This window comes from Vibrio sp. V01_P9A10T6 (assembly GCF_963877065.1).
Classification (GTDB): domain Bacteria; phylum Pseudomonadota; class Gammaproteobacteria; order Enterobacterales; family Vibrionaceae; genus Vibrio; species Vibrio anguillarum.
This window is the reverse complement of the sequence record NZ_CAWNTB010000211.1, coordinates 1-16835: the sequence shown is the minus strand read 5'-3', so window position 1 is coordinate 16835 and position 16835 is coordinate 1. Positions and strand designations below refer to the sequence as shown.

11 protein-coding genes are annotated in these 16835 nt (G+C 44.7%); 8 read left to right on the top strand and 3 right to left on the bottom strand.

Annotated features, from left to right (window positions below):
- Nucleotides 1-267 precede the first annotated feature (267 nt).
- The gene (locus AACQ21_RS16370; protein WP_105977646.1) at nt 268-2088 is read right to left on the bottom strand and encodes an SUMF1/EgtB/PvdO family nonheme iron enzyme; all 1821 of its coding nucleotides are present in this window, start codon (nt 2086-2088) and stop codon (nt 268-270) included.
- Nucleotides 2089-2244: 156 nt separating this feature from the next.
- A complete protein-coding gene (locus tag AACQ21_RS16365; RefSeq protein ID WP_026028446.1) occupies nt 2245-3348 on the bottom strand; it encodes a PEGA domain-containing protein in 1104 nt (367 codons plus the stop codon).
- A 426-nt stretch (nt 3349-3774) separates the two neighbouring features.
- Here AACQ21_RS16365 and AACQ21_RS16360 point away from each other — a divergent pair, with 426 nt between their 5' ends.
- The 8 genes from AACQ21_RS16360 to AACQ21_RS16325 all read left to right on the top strand — a co-directional run bounded on the left by AACQ21_RS16360 (nt 3775) and on the right by AACQ21_RS16325 (nt 14982).
- Nucleotides 3775-4599 carry an AraC family transcriptional regulator gene (locus AACQ21_RS16360; protein WP_105977645.1) on the top strand — a complete coding sequence of 275 codons (825 nt, stop codon included), beginning with the start codon at nt 3775-3777 and terminating at the stop codon, nt 4597-4599.
- Nucleotides 4600-4890: 291 nt separating this feature from the next.
- Nucleotides 4891-8013 (top strand): bifunctional proline dehydrogenase/L-glutamate gamma-semialdehyde dehydrogenase PutA, encoded by a 3123-nt coding sequence (putA, locus tag AACQ21_RS16355; RefSeq protein ID WP_105977644.1) that lies wholly within the window; start codon nt 4891-4893, stop codon nt 8011-8013.
- A 21-nt stretch (nt 8014-8034) separates the two neighbouring features.
- Nucleotides 8035-8733: a 1-pyrroline-5-carboxylate dehydrogenase gene (locus AACQ21_RS16350; RefSeq protein ID WP_017042347.1), complete on the top strand. Its 699-nt coding sequence runs from the start codon at nt 8035-8037 to the stop codon at nt 8731-8733.
- 68 nt (nt 8734-8801) lie between these two features.
- A complete protein-coding gene (gene putP, locus AACQ21_RS16345; protein ID WP_017044927.1) occupies nt 8802-10292 on the top strand; it encodes a sodium/proline symporter PutP in 1491 nt (496 codons plus the stop codon).
- Nucleotides 10293-10505: 213 nt separating this feature from the next.
- Nucleotides 10506-10733, top strand: a complete 228-nt coding sequence (locus AACQ21_RS16340; RefSeq protein WP_013868195.1) for a hypothetical protein — start codon at nt 10506-10508, stop codon at nt 10731-10733.
- A 218-nt stretch (nt 10734-10951) separates the two neighbouring features.
- The gene (locus tag AACQ21_RS16335; RefSeq protein WP_013868194.1) at nt 10952-12841 is read left to right on the top strand and encodes a methyl-accepting chemotaxis protein; all 1890 of its coding nucleotides are present in this window, start codon (nt 10952-10954) and stop codon (nt 12839-12841) included.
- A 221-nt stretch (nt 12842-13062) separates the two neighbouring features.
- A complete protein-coding gene (locus tag AACQ21_RS16330) occupies nt 13063-13545 on the top strand; it encodes an Lrp/AsnC family transcriptional regulator (RefSeq protein ID WP_010317305.1) in 483 nt (160 codons plus the stop codon).
- A 21-nt stretch (nt 13546-13566) separates the two neighbouring features.
- Nucleotides 13567-14982: a coniferyl aldehyde dehydrogenase gene (locus AACQ21_RS16325; protein ID WP_105977643.1), complete on the top strand. Its 1416-nt coding sequence runs from the start codon at nt 13567-13569 to the stop codon at nt 14980-14982.
- Here the strand turns inward: AACQ21_RS16325 and AACQ21_RS16320 are convergent.
- Nucleotides 14979-16835 (bottom strand): SgrR family transcriptional regulator (locus AACQ21_RS16320; protein WP_258174244.1); only part of this gene is annotated, 1857 nt, incomplete at its 5' end. The genes AACQ21_RS16325 and AACQ21_RS16320 overlap by 4 nt on opposite strands.

The following is a 16835-nucleotide window of genomic DNA, read 5'->3' as shown; positions in this document are numbered from 1 at the left end:
TGGCGGGTTGTAATCCATAGCGGCATTTGAACATAAAAAAAGCCAGCCTGAAGAAGGGCTGGCATAAATACAAGAATTGCTTCTTGTCGACGTGCAGAAGAGGTTCTATGAATGCTGCGAGGGTGTTGCAAATTCATAGGGATACCACATGGATATCAAATATCAAACGTGTTTGATATTCAACACCACTTTAGACGACGAGAGTGCAATAACAAAGGGGGGAATTCCCCCCTTTGTTATATAAATGGTTGGGCTAGTTCAGCTTACCTAAAGTTCCCTAATGACCCTGAAGCCAACATAATTTGCCGAAGTAGCAGGAGCAATAAACAAATTACCATAAGCCGCCGCCGTTGCAGGGGAGAAGCTCCATGCTCCACCTTTTGCTTGACCTCTTGAGTCATTTGTCCATTCCCACACGTTACCGACAACATCATAAAGGCCTAGGCCATTGGGAGCGAAAGACTTCACAGGAGAGGTACTTTTATTTGACCAAGGTGTACCACTCCAGCCAGTATTCGCTTTCCCAGTTCCGAAATCATCTCCCCACCAATAGTCTGTTTGTGTACCAGCGCGAGCGGCAATTTCCCACTCTTCTTCTGTCGGCAAACGGTATTTATAGCCAGTTTCCTTACTTAGCCAGCGAGTGTAGGCCTTCGCATCATTTTGGCTAATACACACCACTGGCGAGTTGCTCAACTGCTTAAAACCAGGGTCGCGCCAATAGCTACCTGCAATCGGAGTAATTTCAGATTCGGCGACTGCTGTGCACAGTTTTTGTAGCTCAGCATCAGTTTGGTAGGTGGTTTGATTCACAAAGGTTTCAAATTGACCCACAGTTACGGGGGTTGAACCAATTGCGAAAGCATGATCAAGGAAAACTTGTTTCGATGCGTGCTCGCCAATCAAATATTCGCCTGAGATCAAAGTGACTAACTCAGGAGCTTTAATATCCCCTTTGAGGGAATCAGCAAATTTATGTCCAGGTTTAAGTAGGTTGTCTTTTTCTCGTAGGTTCGCTCTTAATGTATGATCTGAGGTGATTTTCAGCTCTTGATTAAATGAGTAATACCCTTCTTTCTCAATCGTAATCATGTGCGGTCCCACTGGAAGCATCACTTCGACGGGAGTACTACCATAGTTTACATTGTCGATAGAGACTTTATCACTGTATTGGTTCGAGCGAATCGATAGGGTAACCCAAGCAATTTCTTTCTGTTTTTCTGTATTGGCTGAGTATTCGCCTGGGGCGAAACAGTATTGTGATTCGACATTCAGCAACCGACATGGTGTGTTTTCATCCGGTCTTGCATCAAGCTGAACATCTAGTACGGCTTTGTACTTATTGCCATTGTAGAAACCTGAATCTACGGTTTTATGGCGCAGTACATGAATATTAAAAGAGACATTGGCCAGATGTTGTTGGACGAGCTTGGCCTCACTTGTGGCCTCTATTAACTTGGTTTGATACTGGTTTACCGCTTTCTGGAGCGCTAAGTCAGTGGTCTGTTTCGAGCATTGAGCTAATGTCATATCGGCACTACAAGCGTTAGTAAAGCTAACTTTCTCGGTGCTACTCTGTTTGAGTTCATCTCTTAAGCGCTCAACTCGCGCGCGTAATTTATGCTGTTCTAGCTCATTGATATTTTTGCTGACCGTGCTCTGCTCGGCCCTTTTTTGTGCCAGCAGTGCTTCTGACTCTTGGCGTTTTTGCTCAGCTTCTAAACGGTTTTTTTGATTCTGCTTTACATTAGCCCAAGCCGCTTGGTAGGCATTTTGTGAAGGCATGATGTCCAGTTCAGGATCATCAATCATTTTCATGTAATCGCGTTCTAAGTCAGTTTTTGCTTTTGCAAGTGCCTTATCAAGGAGTTGGGCTTGCTTTGTTAGCCTGTCTAACTCACTGTTGTGGTTGTTCACAACCACTTGTTGTTCATGGGTAGCCTTCTGGGCTGCCTGTAATTCGGACTGTTTAGTAAACAACGCATCATCAATGGCAATTACTGAGGAAGGCGTTCCTTCTGCCATCGTCGATGTTGCCACTAAGCAAGGCGAAAGTGCTAATAAGAGAGCGGGTAAACCTTGTCGCATTATTATCTACTTCAGTTAAGTTATTAGTTCATTGTGTCTATTCTAAACGAAAACACCATTTTGTCTGAAGTCATCTTTCAATAACTTAATGACAAAATGGCGTTTTAACCGCATCTTTGTGAATTACGACAGAAAAACAGAGTTTTTTTGAGGTAATTAACCCTCTTTATTCGGTCTTAGCTTTATCCAAACCGTATCATTGCCGTTAATTGTTAATACCCGGTTGTAGGTTTCGTAGCCATCTTTAGAGACGGTAACTTGGTGGCGGCCATTGGGCAAAACAATCTCAACAGGTGTACTGCCGTAGTTAATACCGTTGATGGTTACGGCATCGTTGTATTGATCCGACCTTACGGTCACATTTGCCCACTGTTTGTCATTTTTTTGCGTACCTTCAGACACGCCGCCTTTCAAACAGTATCGAGTTGACACGTTAAGCAGTTTACACGCAGCCACCGCTTCTGGTTTCGCTTGAAGCTGAGCTTGCATTTGGGTGAAGTATTCGTTGTTGCCTTCAAAACCACTGCGAATAATTTGGCTATCTTGTACATGGATATTAAGTTCCACGCCTTTCAGGTTTTGCTTGGCAATGACCGATTCGGTTAGGTCATCAAGCAACTTGGCCCGAAACGTTTTTACCGCTTTTTGTTTGGTAAGGTGCTGTCCCTGATTTGAACACTCACCGAGTGTCATTGTCGTTGAACAGGTGGTTTTATAGCCAGTTTCAAGAACACTACTTTCACGCAGTTCGGCTTCGAGACGTTTGACCCTAGCTTCAATGCGCGACTCTTCGAGGTTCGCATACTCATTACTGAGACGAGCTTGCTTCTGTTTGATTTGAGACAAGCGCATTTCAACTTCGGTCATCGCTTGATTATTCTCAAGGCCTTCAGCTTGGTTCTGCTTCACTGATGCCCATGTTTCTTGGTACTTCTTTTGAAACGAGGCTAAATCTGTGTCTGGATCATCTAAAAGACGGCTATATTGTTTGTCCAAAGCAGACTTGGCTCGATTGCGTTTAGCATCAAGTTCTTCACTTTCTCGTTTAATACGAACATGTTCATTTTTAAGTTGTTGAAGCTTAGCTCCCTCTGCTTCGTATTCTGCAGAAATCGCGTCGATTTCCGTCTGTTTAGTAGTCATTTTTTCATCGATAGCGGTGACAGGATCTACCTGAATAACTTCTTCCGCGTACACCGATGCAGATACCCAAAAAGGGCTTAGCGCAAGCAATAGCGCTGGGATGCGACGTGTGATCATAGGTCCCTGCAACAAATTAACGTTTAACCACAAAAGTGGGAAAGACAAACTTTTGACAGCTTTAATGGATAAGCTGTATTCATAATGCAAAATTTATTCCGAACAATAGCAAAATTCACTTAAATCTATTACTAGGTGACTGATTTTGTAAATTTTATAATTGTGCATCTTCATTTTGAGCCTAATAGCGAAATATGCAAGTCTCTATTTTCGATCTATTTAGGGGTTTTGGGATTGAACACACATTGACCGTAATTTATGTGCACTTGATCATTGTTCCGTTTTGAAAAATCGATCTCATTTCACCCCTAAACTTAAGCTTCATATGCACTTTGATGTTTAATTTTTAAAAAAATACAGCTTTGTTTTCGCTCCTGATAGTTTTGTTATAACATCAGCTTCTAACCTCAACCATGATGCAGCAATATGAGTGACTTTCCTTCGGCTAAGCTATCTAACTATCAACAAAATGACAAAGTTTTGTCGCCTAGGCCGGCAGAGTTAGTGACATTACCCTCGTACATGGAGTGTCATGATCATAGTTATACCCAAGTCGTTATCGGATTAAAAGGCCAAGCTGAGTTTGAAGTACAAGGTGTAGGCAATTTGGTGGGGCCGGGGCAAGGTTGTGTCGTTACCTCTGGAACTGGCCATGCGTTTGGTGGTGTCGTTGGGCAGTCGGATATCTTAGTGCTTAACCTTCCAATCTCCTGTGGAGATGACCCTTTGCTTCTACAAAAAATGAATGAGTTGTCGAATGCGGATATTTACTTTCAGCTGGATGGGCAAATCCAAAAGCTGATCCAATTGCTAGTTAAAGAGATGCAATCGAGTCCTGATGATTTACTGTTGAGCCGTGCCTGCAATGACACCGTTATGGCATTACTGCAACGCCATATTTCTGTATTTGAAACGCATCGCAAAGAGTCTCGTTTTGATCTTGAAGCGATTGATCGTTATATCGATTTGCATCTTGGTCGTAAAATTTCAGTCGCTCAATTAGCGGGCCGCGTTTATTTAGGTGAAAGCCAATTTCATATGTTGTTCAAAGAGCAAATGGGGATCACGCCTCATCAATATTTGTTAGGTAAACGAATTGATATGGCAAAAGATTTGATTGAGCAAGGTTGTTTGAGTTTTGGTCAAATTGCGGAATTAACGGGCTTTTCTGGACAAAGTACCTTCACTCATTCATTTACTCGCTTGCAAGGTGTTTCTCCATCGCAATACCGAAAATTGTGTCGTCGCTAATTCTTTATATCCCTGCCTCTTTTTTGTTTGTAATTCCCACATCATTTTTATATTGCTTGCCTTGAACTATCGGCAACACGTGCACCTTTGGTTAAATTTTGGAAACAATGTTGCTATTTTCTGCTTTGTGCATGATGTCAATTGATGTGATTGTGTTTTTATTTTGTTAATAGCCAGAGTTTTTGGCAAAAAACTCGGAGTTTTTGACAAGTATTCTTCTCGCGCTCAAAATACACTGCCAGCCATTGCAGGAAACCCGACCTTTTTCGGGAGTGAGATTGAGGAAAACGCATGTTTACAGCAACAGATGTGTTGAATGCAGAGTTTATCGAGCAACCGCTTGATAAGCTGTGGTCGCTGATCTCTCCACTTTATATGGTGGACGAATCTCAATGGCTGAAGCAGTTATTACCGCTGGCAACAGCTACAGAATCAGAAAAATCGGCGATATTAAATAAAACAACCCAGTTAATCGAAGCGATCCGAGCCGACAAAAAAGCGGTGCAAATGATCGATGCCTTATTACTTGAGTACAGTTTAGATACGCAAGAAGGTATTTTGTTGATGTGTTTGGCTGAAGCTCTGATGCGCATTCCCGATGCGGAAACCGCGGATGCTTTTATTAAAGATCGCCTCAGCGTTGCGGATTGGAAATCTCATCTGAAAAATTCTGACTCTGTCTTTGTCAATGCGTCCACGTGGGGGTTGATGCTGACTGGTAAAGTGATTGGCCTTGCTGATGTGGATACGACTAGTCCAACGCAGGCGGTTAATCGTCTAGTGAATAAGCTTTCTGAGCCAGTGATTCGTAAGGCGATGCACCAAGCGATGAAGGTGATGGGCCACCAATTTGTGCTAGGCCGAACCATTGAAGAAGCACAAAAAAATGGCCGTCCTATGCGTGATAAAGGCTATACCTATTCATTTGACATGCTCGGTGAAGCAGCGTTAACCACGGCCGATGCCAATAAATATTTCAAAGATTATTTGATGGCGATTGAGGCGGTTGGCCGCGAGAAATATGGCTTATCAACCAGCCCGGCACCGTCCGTATCAATCAAGCTTTCTGCATTGCATCCGCGTTATGAAATGGCTAATCAAGAGCGCGTGCTGAGCGAGCTTTATAGCACACTGCTACAGCTTTTAGCCCGTGCTATCGAGCTGGATGTGGCGATCACTATTGATGCAGAAGAAGCAGACCGTTTAGAGCTGTCATTAAAGCTATTTGAAAAGATATATCGCAGTGAGCCCGTGAAAGGGTGGGGGAAATTTGGTTTAGTTGTACAAGCTTACTCTAAGCGCGCTTTACCCGTTTTAGTTTGGCTTAATGGGTTGGCGAAACAGCAAGGTGATGTGATCCCACTGCGTTTAGTCAAAGGGGCGTATTGGGATAGCGAAGTGAAGTGGTCTCAGCAAAGTGGCTACAGCAACTATCCGGTATACACACGTAAAGAAGCTACTGATGTAGCCTATTTGGCTTGCGCTCGTTTTCTTTTAAGCGAGGGCGTTCGTGATCATATTTTCCCTCAATTTGCCAGCCATAATGCACAAACCGTGACCGCGATTGCGGTGATGTCACAACACAAAGATTTTGAGTTCCAGCGTCTGCATGGCATGGGTGATGCTCTTTATCATCATGCAATGAAAGCCTATCAACAATCGGTGCGAATTTATGCTCCAGTAGGTAGTCATAAAGACTTACTGCCTTATTTAGTTCGTAGATTGCTTGAAAATGGTGCGAACAGTTCGTTTGTGCATCGTTTAGTTGATGCTCGTTGTCCTATTGATACGTTAACGCAACATCCTGTCGATATGTTGCTCTCGTTTGATTCTTTACCAAATACCAAAATCCCTTTACCACCGCACATCTTTGCCGAGCGCGTTAATTCCTATGGTGTCAATATTGATATTGAAAGTGAGGCAACGCCTTTTGAAGCGAAAGTAGAATGTTGGCTCAGTAAACAGTGGCATGCTTCTCCTATCATCAATGGTGTTGCTCTGCTCGAAAGCATGATCAAGGCAGGGGCATCGCCGGAAGTTGTGACTGCGCCGTATGACCGTAGGAAGCATGTTGGACAAGTGGTATTTGCCAACCTTGATCATGTTTCCGAAGCTATCTCAATAGCGGAGCAATCCTTTGCTGCTTGGAAGCAAGAAGAGCACAGCGTTCGCGCGGGCAAACTTGATAAACTTGCTGATTTACTCGAAGAGAACTTGGCTGAACTGGTCGCCATTTGTCATCACGAAGCAGGGAAAACCATTCACGATAGCATTGATGAAGTTCGCGAAGCGGTAGATTTTTGTCGTTATTACGCCAAACAAGTTTCCGCGTTAACACCCTTTGAAGTGACGAGTTTTGATAATGAAAAGCGTAAAGTGAGCCGTGAAGGTCGCGGTGTTTTCGTGTGCATTAGCCCATGGAACTTCCCTCTTGCGATTTTTCTTGGGCAAATCACGGCAGCGTTAGTTGCGGGTAATACGGTCGTTGCCAAACCCGCAGAACAAACCAGTTTGATTGCTTCGCGTGCCGTGGAACTGATGTTGGAAGCTGGCTTTCCTGCCGGCGTTATCCAATTGTTACCTGGACGTGGTGCAGAAATTGGCAGTGCGCTGACTTCTCACCCTGCCATTGCAGGTGTCGCGTTCACTGGATCAACGGCGACCGCGCAACGTATCAATCAAGCTCTCGCTCAACGTGACGCCGCGCCAGTGCCGTTGATTGCAGAGACGGGTGGGCAAAACGCGATGATCGTTGATAGTACGGCTTTACCCGAGCAAGTGGTGAGAGATGTGATTCGTTCTGCCTTTGCTTCGGCCGGGCAGCGCTGCTCTGCATTACGAGTGCTATTTGTTCAACAGGATATTGCCGATCGCATCATCAGCTTGATTCATGGTGCGATGAATGAGCTCAAGATTGGTCTTCCTTACCTCCACAGTACAGATGTCGGCCCTGTTATTGATGAAAAAGCCAAACAAAAGTTGCTCTCTCACATTGAACAGATGACCAAGACACAGACCAAAGTTGCGCAATTAGAACTCGGTTCGGAGTGCCAACACGGCGATTTTGTACCGCCAGCGGCTTTTGAAATCTCAGATATTCACTGCTTAACCGAAGAACAATTTGGGCCGATCTTGCATATCGTGCGCTTTAAAGCGCGTGAGCTGGCCGATGTAGTGCAGCAAATTAATCAAACTGGTTTTGGTTTAACCATGGGGATCCATAGCCGCAATGAAACGACGTATCGTTGGATAGAAAAACACGCCCGAGTAGGTAACTGTTACATCAACCGTGATCAAGTGGGTGCGGTGGTGGGCGTGCAACCATTTGGTGGGCAGGGGCTTTCTGGTACCGGACCAAAGGCAGGTGGCCCACATTACTTATACCGTTTTACTCAAACTGAATTTTCTCAGTAATAAAGGCTCAGGAGAATTAGCATGGTTCATCAAGTAACACGTTTTTCTGACGCTTTTTCAGCATGGGAAAATTGGAATATCACCGATTTTGATTCTAAATGTGAGTGCTTACTTTCATTTAAAAATCTACTAGAAAGCGCTATGCCACAACTGGCAACAGTGATTTCTTACCATCTTCATCAGGCATCGGCGCTGTTGGCGCATTCGCATCAATTGATCGGTCCTACTGGAGAAACCAATGAGCTATACACCGCAGGTCGGGGCGTGGCTGTGATCATCCAAGGTGAACACAGTGATAAAGCGCAACAGGCGGTGGCAGCTCAGCTTTGTGCCGCTCTTGTGGCAGGCAATAGCGTCGTCTTATGTAGTGACGATGCGATGTTGATTCGAACACTGCAAGCGGCATTTGAGCAGTCAACACTCCCTACTAATCTCATTCAGTTTACGTCTTTTGATGCTTATCATCCGTTGATGGCGTCGGACGTTCGAAGTGTAGGTTACGTTGGGAACACTTCGGTTGAGCGTAGCCTCAACCGCCAGCTAGCTGATCGTAATGGTGCGATTGTCAGCCTAGTTTCTGAAACGGACTTGAGCGCGATCCCCGTGGCTCATGATCCTCACTTATCGTTGCGCTTTATTACCGAGCGTACTCGCACAATAAATATAACAGCAGTGGGTGGTAATGCGACCTTGCTTGAGCTTGGTAGCGAAACCCATTAATCCTTTCTGTTTTATCCTCTTCTTCGGAAGAGGACATGGAAGGCGATCTTTTAAAGAGGACAAACACAATGGAAAATAGCTTTGCTATTACAACCACCTTTATCCTGTATCTTATTTTGATGCTGGCTATTGGTGTGGTTGCATACCTTCGAACGAAGAACTCCGCAGATTATTTCTTAGGAGGGCGATCACTTGGCCCTTGGCCTGCGGCTTTATCGGCGGGTGCATCTGATATGAGCGGTTGGTTATTGCTCGGTTTACCTGGTTACGCGTACGCCGCTGGTATTGAGGCTTTCTGGCTAGCGGGTGGATTATTATTGGGCACATGGGCTAACTGGTTAGTGAATGCTAAGCGCTTGCGCACTTATAGCATCACGACAGATTCATTAACATTACCTGAATTTTTATCACGCCGTTTTAATGATAAATCTAAACTGATTCAAACCATTTCAGCCTTCTTTATTTTGCTGTTCTTCCTCTTTTATACCAGTTCTGGCCTTGTGGCTGGCGGTAAATTATTTGAAACGGTATTTGGTTTAGATTATTCAACCGCAGTTATTATTGGCACCATTTGTGTGGTGTCTTATACACTGTTTGGTGGATTTTTAGCCGTTTCTTGGACTGACTTAGTGCAAGGCCTATTGATGGCAGCGGCATTAATGATTGTGCCCATCGCGGCAATCAACGGTGGTTTGGGTCAACTGAGTCAAGATCTATCCGCAATAAACCCAGAGCTACTAACGCTGTGGCATGATGTGAAAGGTGAGCCGTTAACGGGTGTTGCCATTATCTCATTAATGGCATGGGGGCTTGGTTATTTTGGTCAACCCCATATTTTGGCGCGCTTTAAAGCGTCTCGCTCAAATAAAGATCTCACTACTGCACGTCGTATTGCGGTAATTTGGACCGGTTTATCCATGGCGGGAGCCTTGTTGGTTGGCTTAGTTGGGCTTGTTTATGTGACGAACACAGGTTCGCTGGAGCTGGCAGATGGTGAAAAAATCTTCATGCTGCTAGTGAATGCGATTTTCCATCCAGTTATTGCAGGTATTTTGCTTGCAGCTATTCTTGCGGCAATTATGAGTACCGCTGACTCGCAATTATTAGTTTCTTCCTCTGCGTTAGCGGAAGATTTTTACAAGCAAGTCATCAAGCAAGATGCAACGTCGGAGGAGATAGTTCGTGTTGGCCGCTTTGCTGTGATTCTAATTTCTATCGTTGCGTTAGTGCTGGCCATGACACCAGATAGTTCCGTGCTCGGCTTAGTTTCGTATGCATGGGCGGGTTTTGGCGCTGCATTTGGCCCTGCAGTGGTATTGAGCCTTTATTGGTCTCGAATGAACCGCAATGGTGCACTAGCCGGCATTATTGTTGGTGGCGTGACAATTGTGGTTTGGAAACAACTGTCTGGCGGTTGGTTTGATGTGTATGAAATTGTTCCTGGGATCATTTTCTCTGTACTTGCGATCGTTGTGGTGAGCTTAGCGACAGCTGAACCCGAAGAGAGCGTGAGAGCACAGCACGTGACCTTTAAAAAGCAGCTGGTTGAACTAGATTGACATTCATACCGTTGTTCAATAACTAGCCCCTTTCTGAGGGGCTTTTTTGTACAGGTTAGATTGTGTAGTGCTTAGCAGAAAATAAGGAGATTGGGATGGACGTTTTTTGAAGATAGCTCACGAAACACACACTAAAGTTTGAGAAAAATGAACCTGTAGGCGCAAAATGTGTCAATTATCAATAATGATGCAAATTGTAGGGATTATTGGACCATGTCAAAAGCTTATTGCACCTGCTGTCGTAAAGAGACACCACATAAAGTCGTGATGAAGCGCTGTCAGTCAGAACCTTGTTCAACGTGGCAAGGTGTTCAAAAGTTTTTTGCGCTCATTATACAAGGTGAACCTCATTACAAAATGGAAAAGCAAGGTTTTTGCCGAGTATGTAATCACCCATCAACATTAAGCCACACTGACTTCTCACGCGTCCGCGTTCTCTAAATACTTCCAGCACTGCGCTAAGGTTTTTGGCGTAGTGCGCCTCTCGCTCAAAAGATAATTTTGCTTTTATTCGGCTGACTAAGTTTGATTTAGTGCACATTCACGTGCCGTTCTATTGCACGAGTGTCAAGTATTGGGAACTTAGGCAAAGTAATAATCCATAGTTGTAATACTCTCAAGCCCATTACTTTGGTGAACAAGCTTCAAGGAGCATTGCAATGCAATTGAGTTTAAAGAGAAAAATGGTGTTCTCTGTGGTTGCTGCTATTACATTGACAGCCGCTGCATTGGTTATGGTTGGCTATCAAACCTTTAAAACCGACAGCTGGAGAGCGATTGAGAGTGAAGCGCGTAATACATTACAGGCTCATGCAAAAGGGATTGGTGACTGGTTTAATGGTAAACAAAAAACGCTGCTAGGATTAAAAAACGAAATCGAGCGTAATCCACAATTAGACATTGTTCCTCACCTACGCCAAACCTTGGAGTCTGGTGAGTTTGGGTTGAGTTATTACGGTAATGAACAGGGCGATATGATCCGCAATGACGGATCGCGTAACCAAAATGGTTATGATCCTCGTGAGCGTGGTTGGTATAAAGAAGCCAAAGTCGCGGGTAAACCGATCACAACCGCCCCCTACGTCAGCGTTACCATGCAAACCTTAGTGGTGACATTGGCAGAACCTGTCCGTCAAAATGGCCAACTGATTGGCGTCGCCGCTTCCAATTTAGCTTTAGGTAAATTGATCAAGGACGTCTTAGCTATTGAGGTTCCCGGGAAGGGCAATGCTATTTTGGTGAATACCAAGGGGCTAATTGTTGCCCATCCCAATCAAGAGCTTATTTTAAAACCTACCCAAGAAATGGCCTCACAACTGACCATTCAAAGCATATCAGAGGCGGCAAATTCTCAATTACCACTCTTTGTTGATATTGATGGTCAGGCCAAAGTATTGATGGCGCAAAGTATTGAACATACTGACTGGCTGTTGGTTATGGTGATGGACAAAACGGTTCTTGAACAGCCACTCAATGACATGCTATTGAAACAGAGCTTGATTGGCTTGATGATTTTAGTGATCTTGGCATTAGCGACCTCATGGTTCGTCGCTCGTCAGTTGAATGAGTTGAGTAATATTGCTCAAGCTTTGTCAGATATCGCCGAAGGTGATGGCGATTTAACCCGTCGTTTAGCCGTTCGCAGCGATGATGAAGTCGGTATCTTAGCGGATAAGTTCAATAAATTTGTCGATCGCATCCATGTCATGGTGCAAAGCGTGCGTGATGTTTCCGTTTCCCTTAACCAAGGAGCGACACAGGCCGCGAGCTCAGCCAGTCAACGTAGTGAACGGATTCGTACTCAACAAGATGAAATTACTATGGTTGCAACTGCGGTAACTGAAATGGCGTCTGCGACCGCTGAAATCGCGGGCAATGCTGATAATACCGCTAAAAATGCCAATGAATCGGTTGAGCTTGGTGCACAAGGCTATCGCCAGATGCAGCAAAGCAAACAGTCAATCAATCAGTTAGCACAAGAGCTTAGCAGTGCTGTGGGCATCATTGGTGAATTAGAAGTGCACGCTAATGAGATTTCAACCATTCTGTCGACCATTCGCTCGATTGCAGAGCAGACAAATTTGTTGGCCTTGAATGCGGCGATTGAAGCGGCGCGCGCCGGAGAGCAAGGTCGTGGCTTTGCCGTTGTAGCTGATGAAGTCCGAGTGCTTTCTCAGCGCACTCATGCCTCTACCGAGGAGATCCAGTCTAAAATTTCCGGTTTGCAAAAGGTAACGACCAATGCTGTTTCTGTCATGACGGAAAGCCATAAACTGGTCGAAACAAGTGTGCAAGATGTGAACCACACAGGAGAAAGCTTACACGCAATCAGCGAAGCCATTCAGATGATCAGTGATATGGCGACACAAATTGCATCAGCAGCAGAAGAGCAATCTTTGGTGACAGCGGATATTAATGGCAACACCGAATCGGTACGTGAAGTCAGCGACCAACTCGCCAGTGATGCGCAAAATGCAGTGCAACAAGCTCATGAAATGCACCGTTTAGCGAATGAGTTAGATAAAGAAATTTCTCGTTTCAAACTGTAATCATCTCAACGTACTCAAAGTAAAGAGGCGATAAATAGATTACAACCAAGAAAGTGGGTGCTTGCTCACTTTCTTTTCCTTTTTTCTCCTCAGTCTTTTTATTCTAACGTTCCCCTATTCTATGTGATTTATATCACAATGCCTTGTGATGATAGGTTGGTTTAACGCTGTAAGCCATTATTGTATGCCATATCACTTTTTTTAGAGCGCCGTGCAAAACCATGAGCCTAGACCGCATCGACCAACAGATTTTACGTATTTTGCACAGTAAAGGACGGCTTCCCGTTGTTGAGCTGGCAAAGTTGGTGAATTTAACCACATCTCCTTGTTCTGATCGTGTCAAACGCTTAGAAAAGGAAGGGTACATCAAAGGCTACCATGCAGAACTGTGCCCAGAAAAGTTAGGTCTGGATGTACAAGTGTTCATTCATATTCGATTGGATCAAACCAGTTTCTCTATTTTTGAGCGCTTTTCACAAGCAGTGGCGGACATCCCAGAAATTGAAGCATGTTATTCATTGTCCGGTGATTTTGACACCATGATCAAAGTGAGAGTGAAAGATATGAAAGCCTACCAAAGTTTTATGTCTGGCAAGTTGGGTACATTGCCGGGAGTGATTCAAACGCGCAGTGAATTTGTGATTGAAGAACATAAAGCCAGCTTTGGCATTAATCCTGAGCTCATTTCCAAGACGCTGCCTTAGCTGCGAATGAGGTGAAATACGGTGCAAGAAACAGAACAGCAACAGTCCTTAACTAAAGACGTTACGACACTTTTTACTAGATTAAAACAGCAGACAATAGCAGAGCCGTATCCTAGCCTTGAGCAAAGACGTATTTGGTTGCAGCGCTTAAAAACCGCGTTACTCAGTGAACAGACCGCGCTCGTTGAGGCCTTAAATCGGGATTATGGTTATCGAAGTCGCTTTGATAGTACGGTTTGCGATCTGCTACCGGCCGTTTCACACATTAATTACACGCTAAAACACCTCAAATCGTGGACAAAATCGCAATCGCGTCATGTAGGTTGGCTATTACTGCCGTCGACAGTGAGCGTTCACTATCAACCCTTGGGTCTTGTGGGGGTGATTGTACCTTGGAATTTTCCTATCGTGCTCAGTATGGCTCCATTAGTCACCGCATTGGCAGCAGGTAATCGCGCTATGGTCAAATTGAGTGAACATACGCCCTGCACCAACCAAGTGTTGATGCGTATTTTTGCGACGGTCGATGAAGCGGTTGATACTGTAGAAGGCGGGGCTGACGTTGCCGCACAGTTCAGTGCGTTACCCTTTGATCATCTGTTATTTACGGGGTCAACACCGGTAGGTAAATTGGTTGCCCAAGCGGCTGCGAAAAACCTAACACCAGTAACGTTAGAGCTTGGCGGGAAATCCCCCGTGATCATTGCACCTGATGCTGACCTTGCGCGTAGCGTTGATAACATCATGCTTGGCAAAGCCATCAATGCAGGGCAGATCTGTGTTGCTCCTGATTATGTTTTACTGCCGGAAGGCAAACAACAAGCCTTTGTGGAGCTCTATCTGCAACGCTTTAAGCGCTATTTTTCCACTAAAGATGGCTATGATACGTCACATATTATTAATCAAACCCAGTTTGATAGGCTGCAGCAATACTTAGAAGATGCTAAACAAAAAGGGGCTACATTGCATCCCGTAGAAGGCGATGCAAAAGCGGGCACGTATCAATTTTTGCCTTGCTTAGTGACGAATTTGAAGGTTGATATGTTGTTATCCCAACATGAGATATTTGGCCCCATATTGCCGATATTGAGTTATCACAGTTTGGATGAAGCGATAGCTTATATCAACGCTCGCCCACGTCCGTTAGCTTTATATTTAATGAGTGATGATCACGAGGTGATCAAACAGGTTAGTACACAAACGCATAGTGGTGGCCTAGCTGTGAACGATACTCTGTTACATGTGGCCGCCGATGATGCCCCCTTTGGCGGTATTGGCGATTCTGGGGTTGGGCACTATCACGGGATTGAAGGTTTTAAGACCTTTTCACACGCCAAAACCGTATTGTTTTCTAAGCGTTGGTTGCCACGTAGCCAGTGGATGCTGCGTTATCGTTTAGTGATGCTGGCAATATTACGCAGGCTATTTATTCGCTAATCAATGGACCACACATTTTTAATATCAGGCCATCCCCAGTTGGTCAGTGCAACGTCTTTGAGCACACCCTGAAAACGTAATGTTTGCTTATGGTGGAACAAAGGGACGAGGCAGTATTCGTTGATCAAACTCGATGCTAGCGGTTCCAACGCGATAAGGTAGTGTGTCAATGGTGTCGTTGATCGAATGTCGATTAACGCTTTGAGCAGCCATTGGCTCTCTGCGGGGCCAATGCAATGGTGCAACATTGGGTTGCCAAATAAGTGGCTAAATGCACTGAAATGCCGATTGTCATCTAAATTAATATTGGTGATAACTATGGTTTCGTACAATTTGCCTTGCTGGGCCAGAAAATTCAATTCTCGGTAGGAGTAAATGTTGACGGCAGCAGCCAGCCCCATCTCCTCTAAAATATGTTTCACACCGAAGGCGCAATGAATCAGTACCGTGTAGTCATAGACGGCAATCGAGATTTGATTTGGCAGGCTTGCTTTGGGCGCTGGTGGTCGCACCACAGGTTGCCATACTGGCAGTAGGTTACTGGCAACGACTGCGTCAAACTTAGCTGGTTGTTGTGCTAAATAGTGCTCTAGTTTTTCTCCAGATATCTCGGTAGCTAGGTAGCGTTTCTGATTTTCATTAAGAGGTGAATGAGCACCTTGATTGAACAAAATAAACATGCAGCCATCTTCCACTCTTGATGATTGATTAGAGGTGATGATCGCCAGTTCTTCAACGTTACTCAGCTCTACATCGTGGTGGCAAGAGATGTTTTGTAGCTGATTTTTTTGCTTAATGTGCATGCCTTGAGGGTACAACTCGTCTTCATTTAAAATCCAAATTGTAACGTGATCCGTTAAAGCTCGGCAGCCATAGAATTGGTCAAATGCGCTTAAAATGAGTTTGTGAGGTGAGTGATCTTGAACTTGAAATGGGCCACAACCTGTCACCATTGGGGAGTATGCATTGTTCACTTGGCTGGCTGGTTGAATTGAATATTTGACGCCAGAGAGCAACCCTGCAAATCCTAAATCAGATTGATTAAGAGAAAATACTACTTTTTGTGGTTGTGGTGCGCTTACATCAACCAAATGCGCGAGCTCTTTTTTGTACTCTTCCAAACTAGAGAGTTTGGCAAATAAACTCACGATCGTATTAGCATCAATCGGTGAGCCATCGTGAAACGCTAATCCGGGGCGAAGATAAAATACCCACTGAAAATGTTGTGCATTATACTCCCAGTGATGGGCTAATTCTGGATGAAAGCGTCCTTGTTCATCACACTGGATGAGGCAGCAATAGATTTGCCTGAGCAGAAATCGCTCACTACTACGCTGTATTTGATGGGGCACTAGCCGTTCAAATGGTCGTTTATACGTCAGTTGAATGTGTAAGCGACCTTCGCGAATAGATGCGCCGGAAGTACTTTGCAACAAACGCCCAAACACTACCTCATCATTATCCAGTATGGTTAAGGCTTTTTCATATTTCCCAGCCAAAATTTGCTCTTTCGCGAGCGTTTGTTTGATTGTGTCTAAATCGAGGTTCAGGCGCAGTATCGAGCGTTGGTTACGTCCGACTTTGGGTTGCCACTTGAGCCAACCTTGTTGCTGCATTTTAGCCACCAGATTTCGTGCATGACGCGGTGAGGTGAATAAACATTCTGCAACCTGTGTTAACGACACTTTAATCTCTTGACCCACACCAAGCACGGTCAGGCGTGTGTAATAACGTAATAAAGTAAGATCAGACACTCGCAAATCCTCTGGATGAAAGGGAAGAGATAGGCAGTTCAGTTCTTCGCACGGCCTTGCGCTTTGCCCTCCTTGATGGTCAAGTTGTTTGGGTATAGT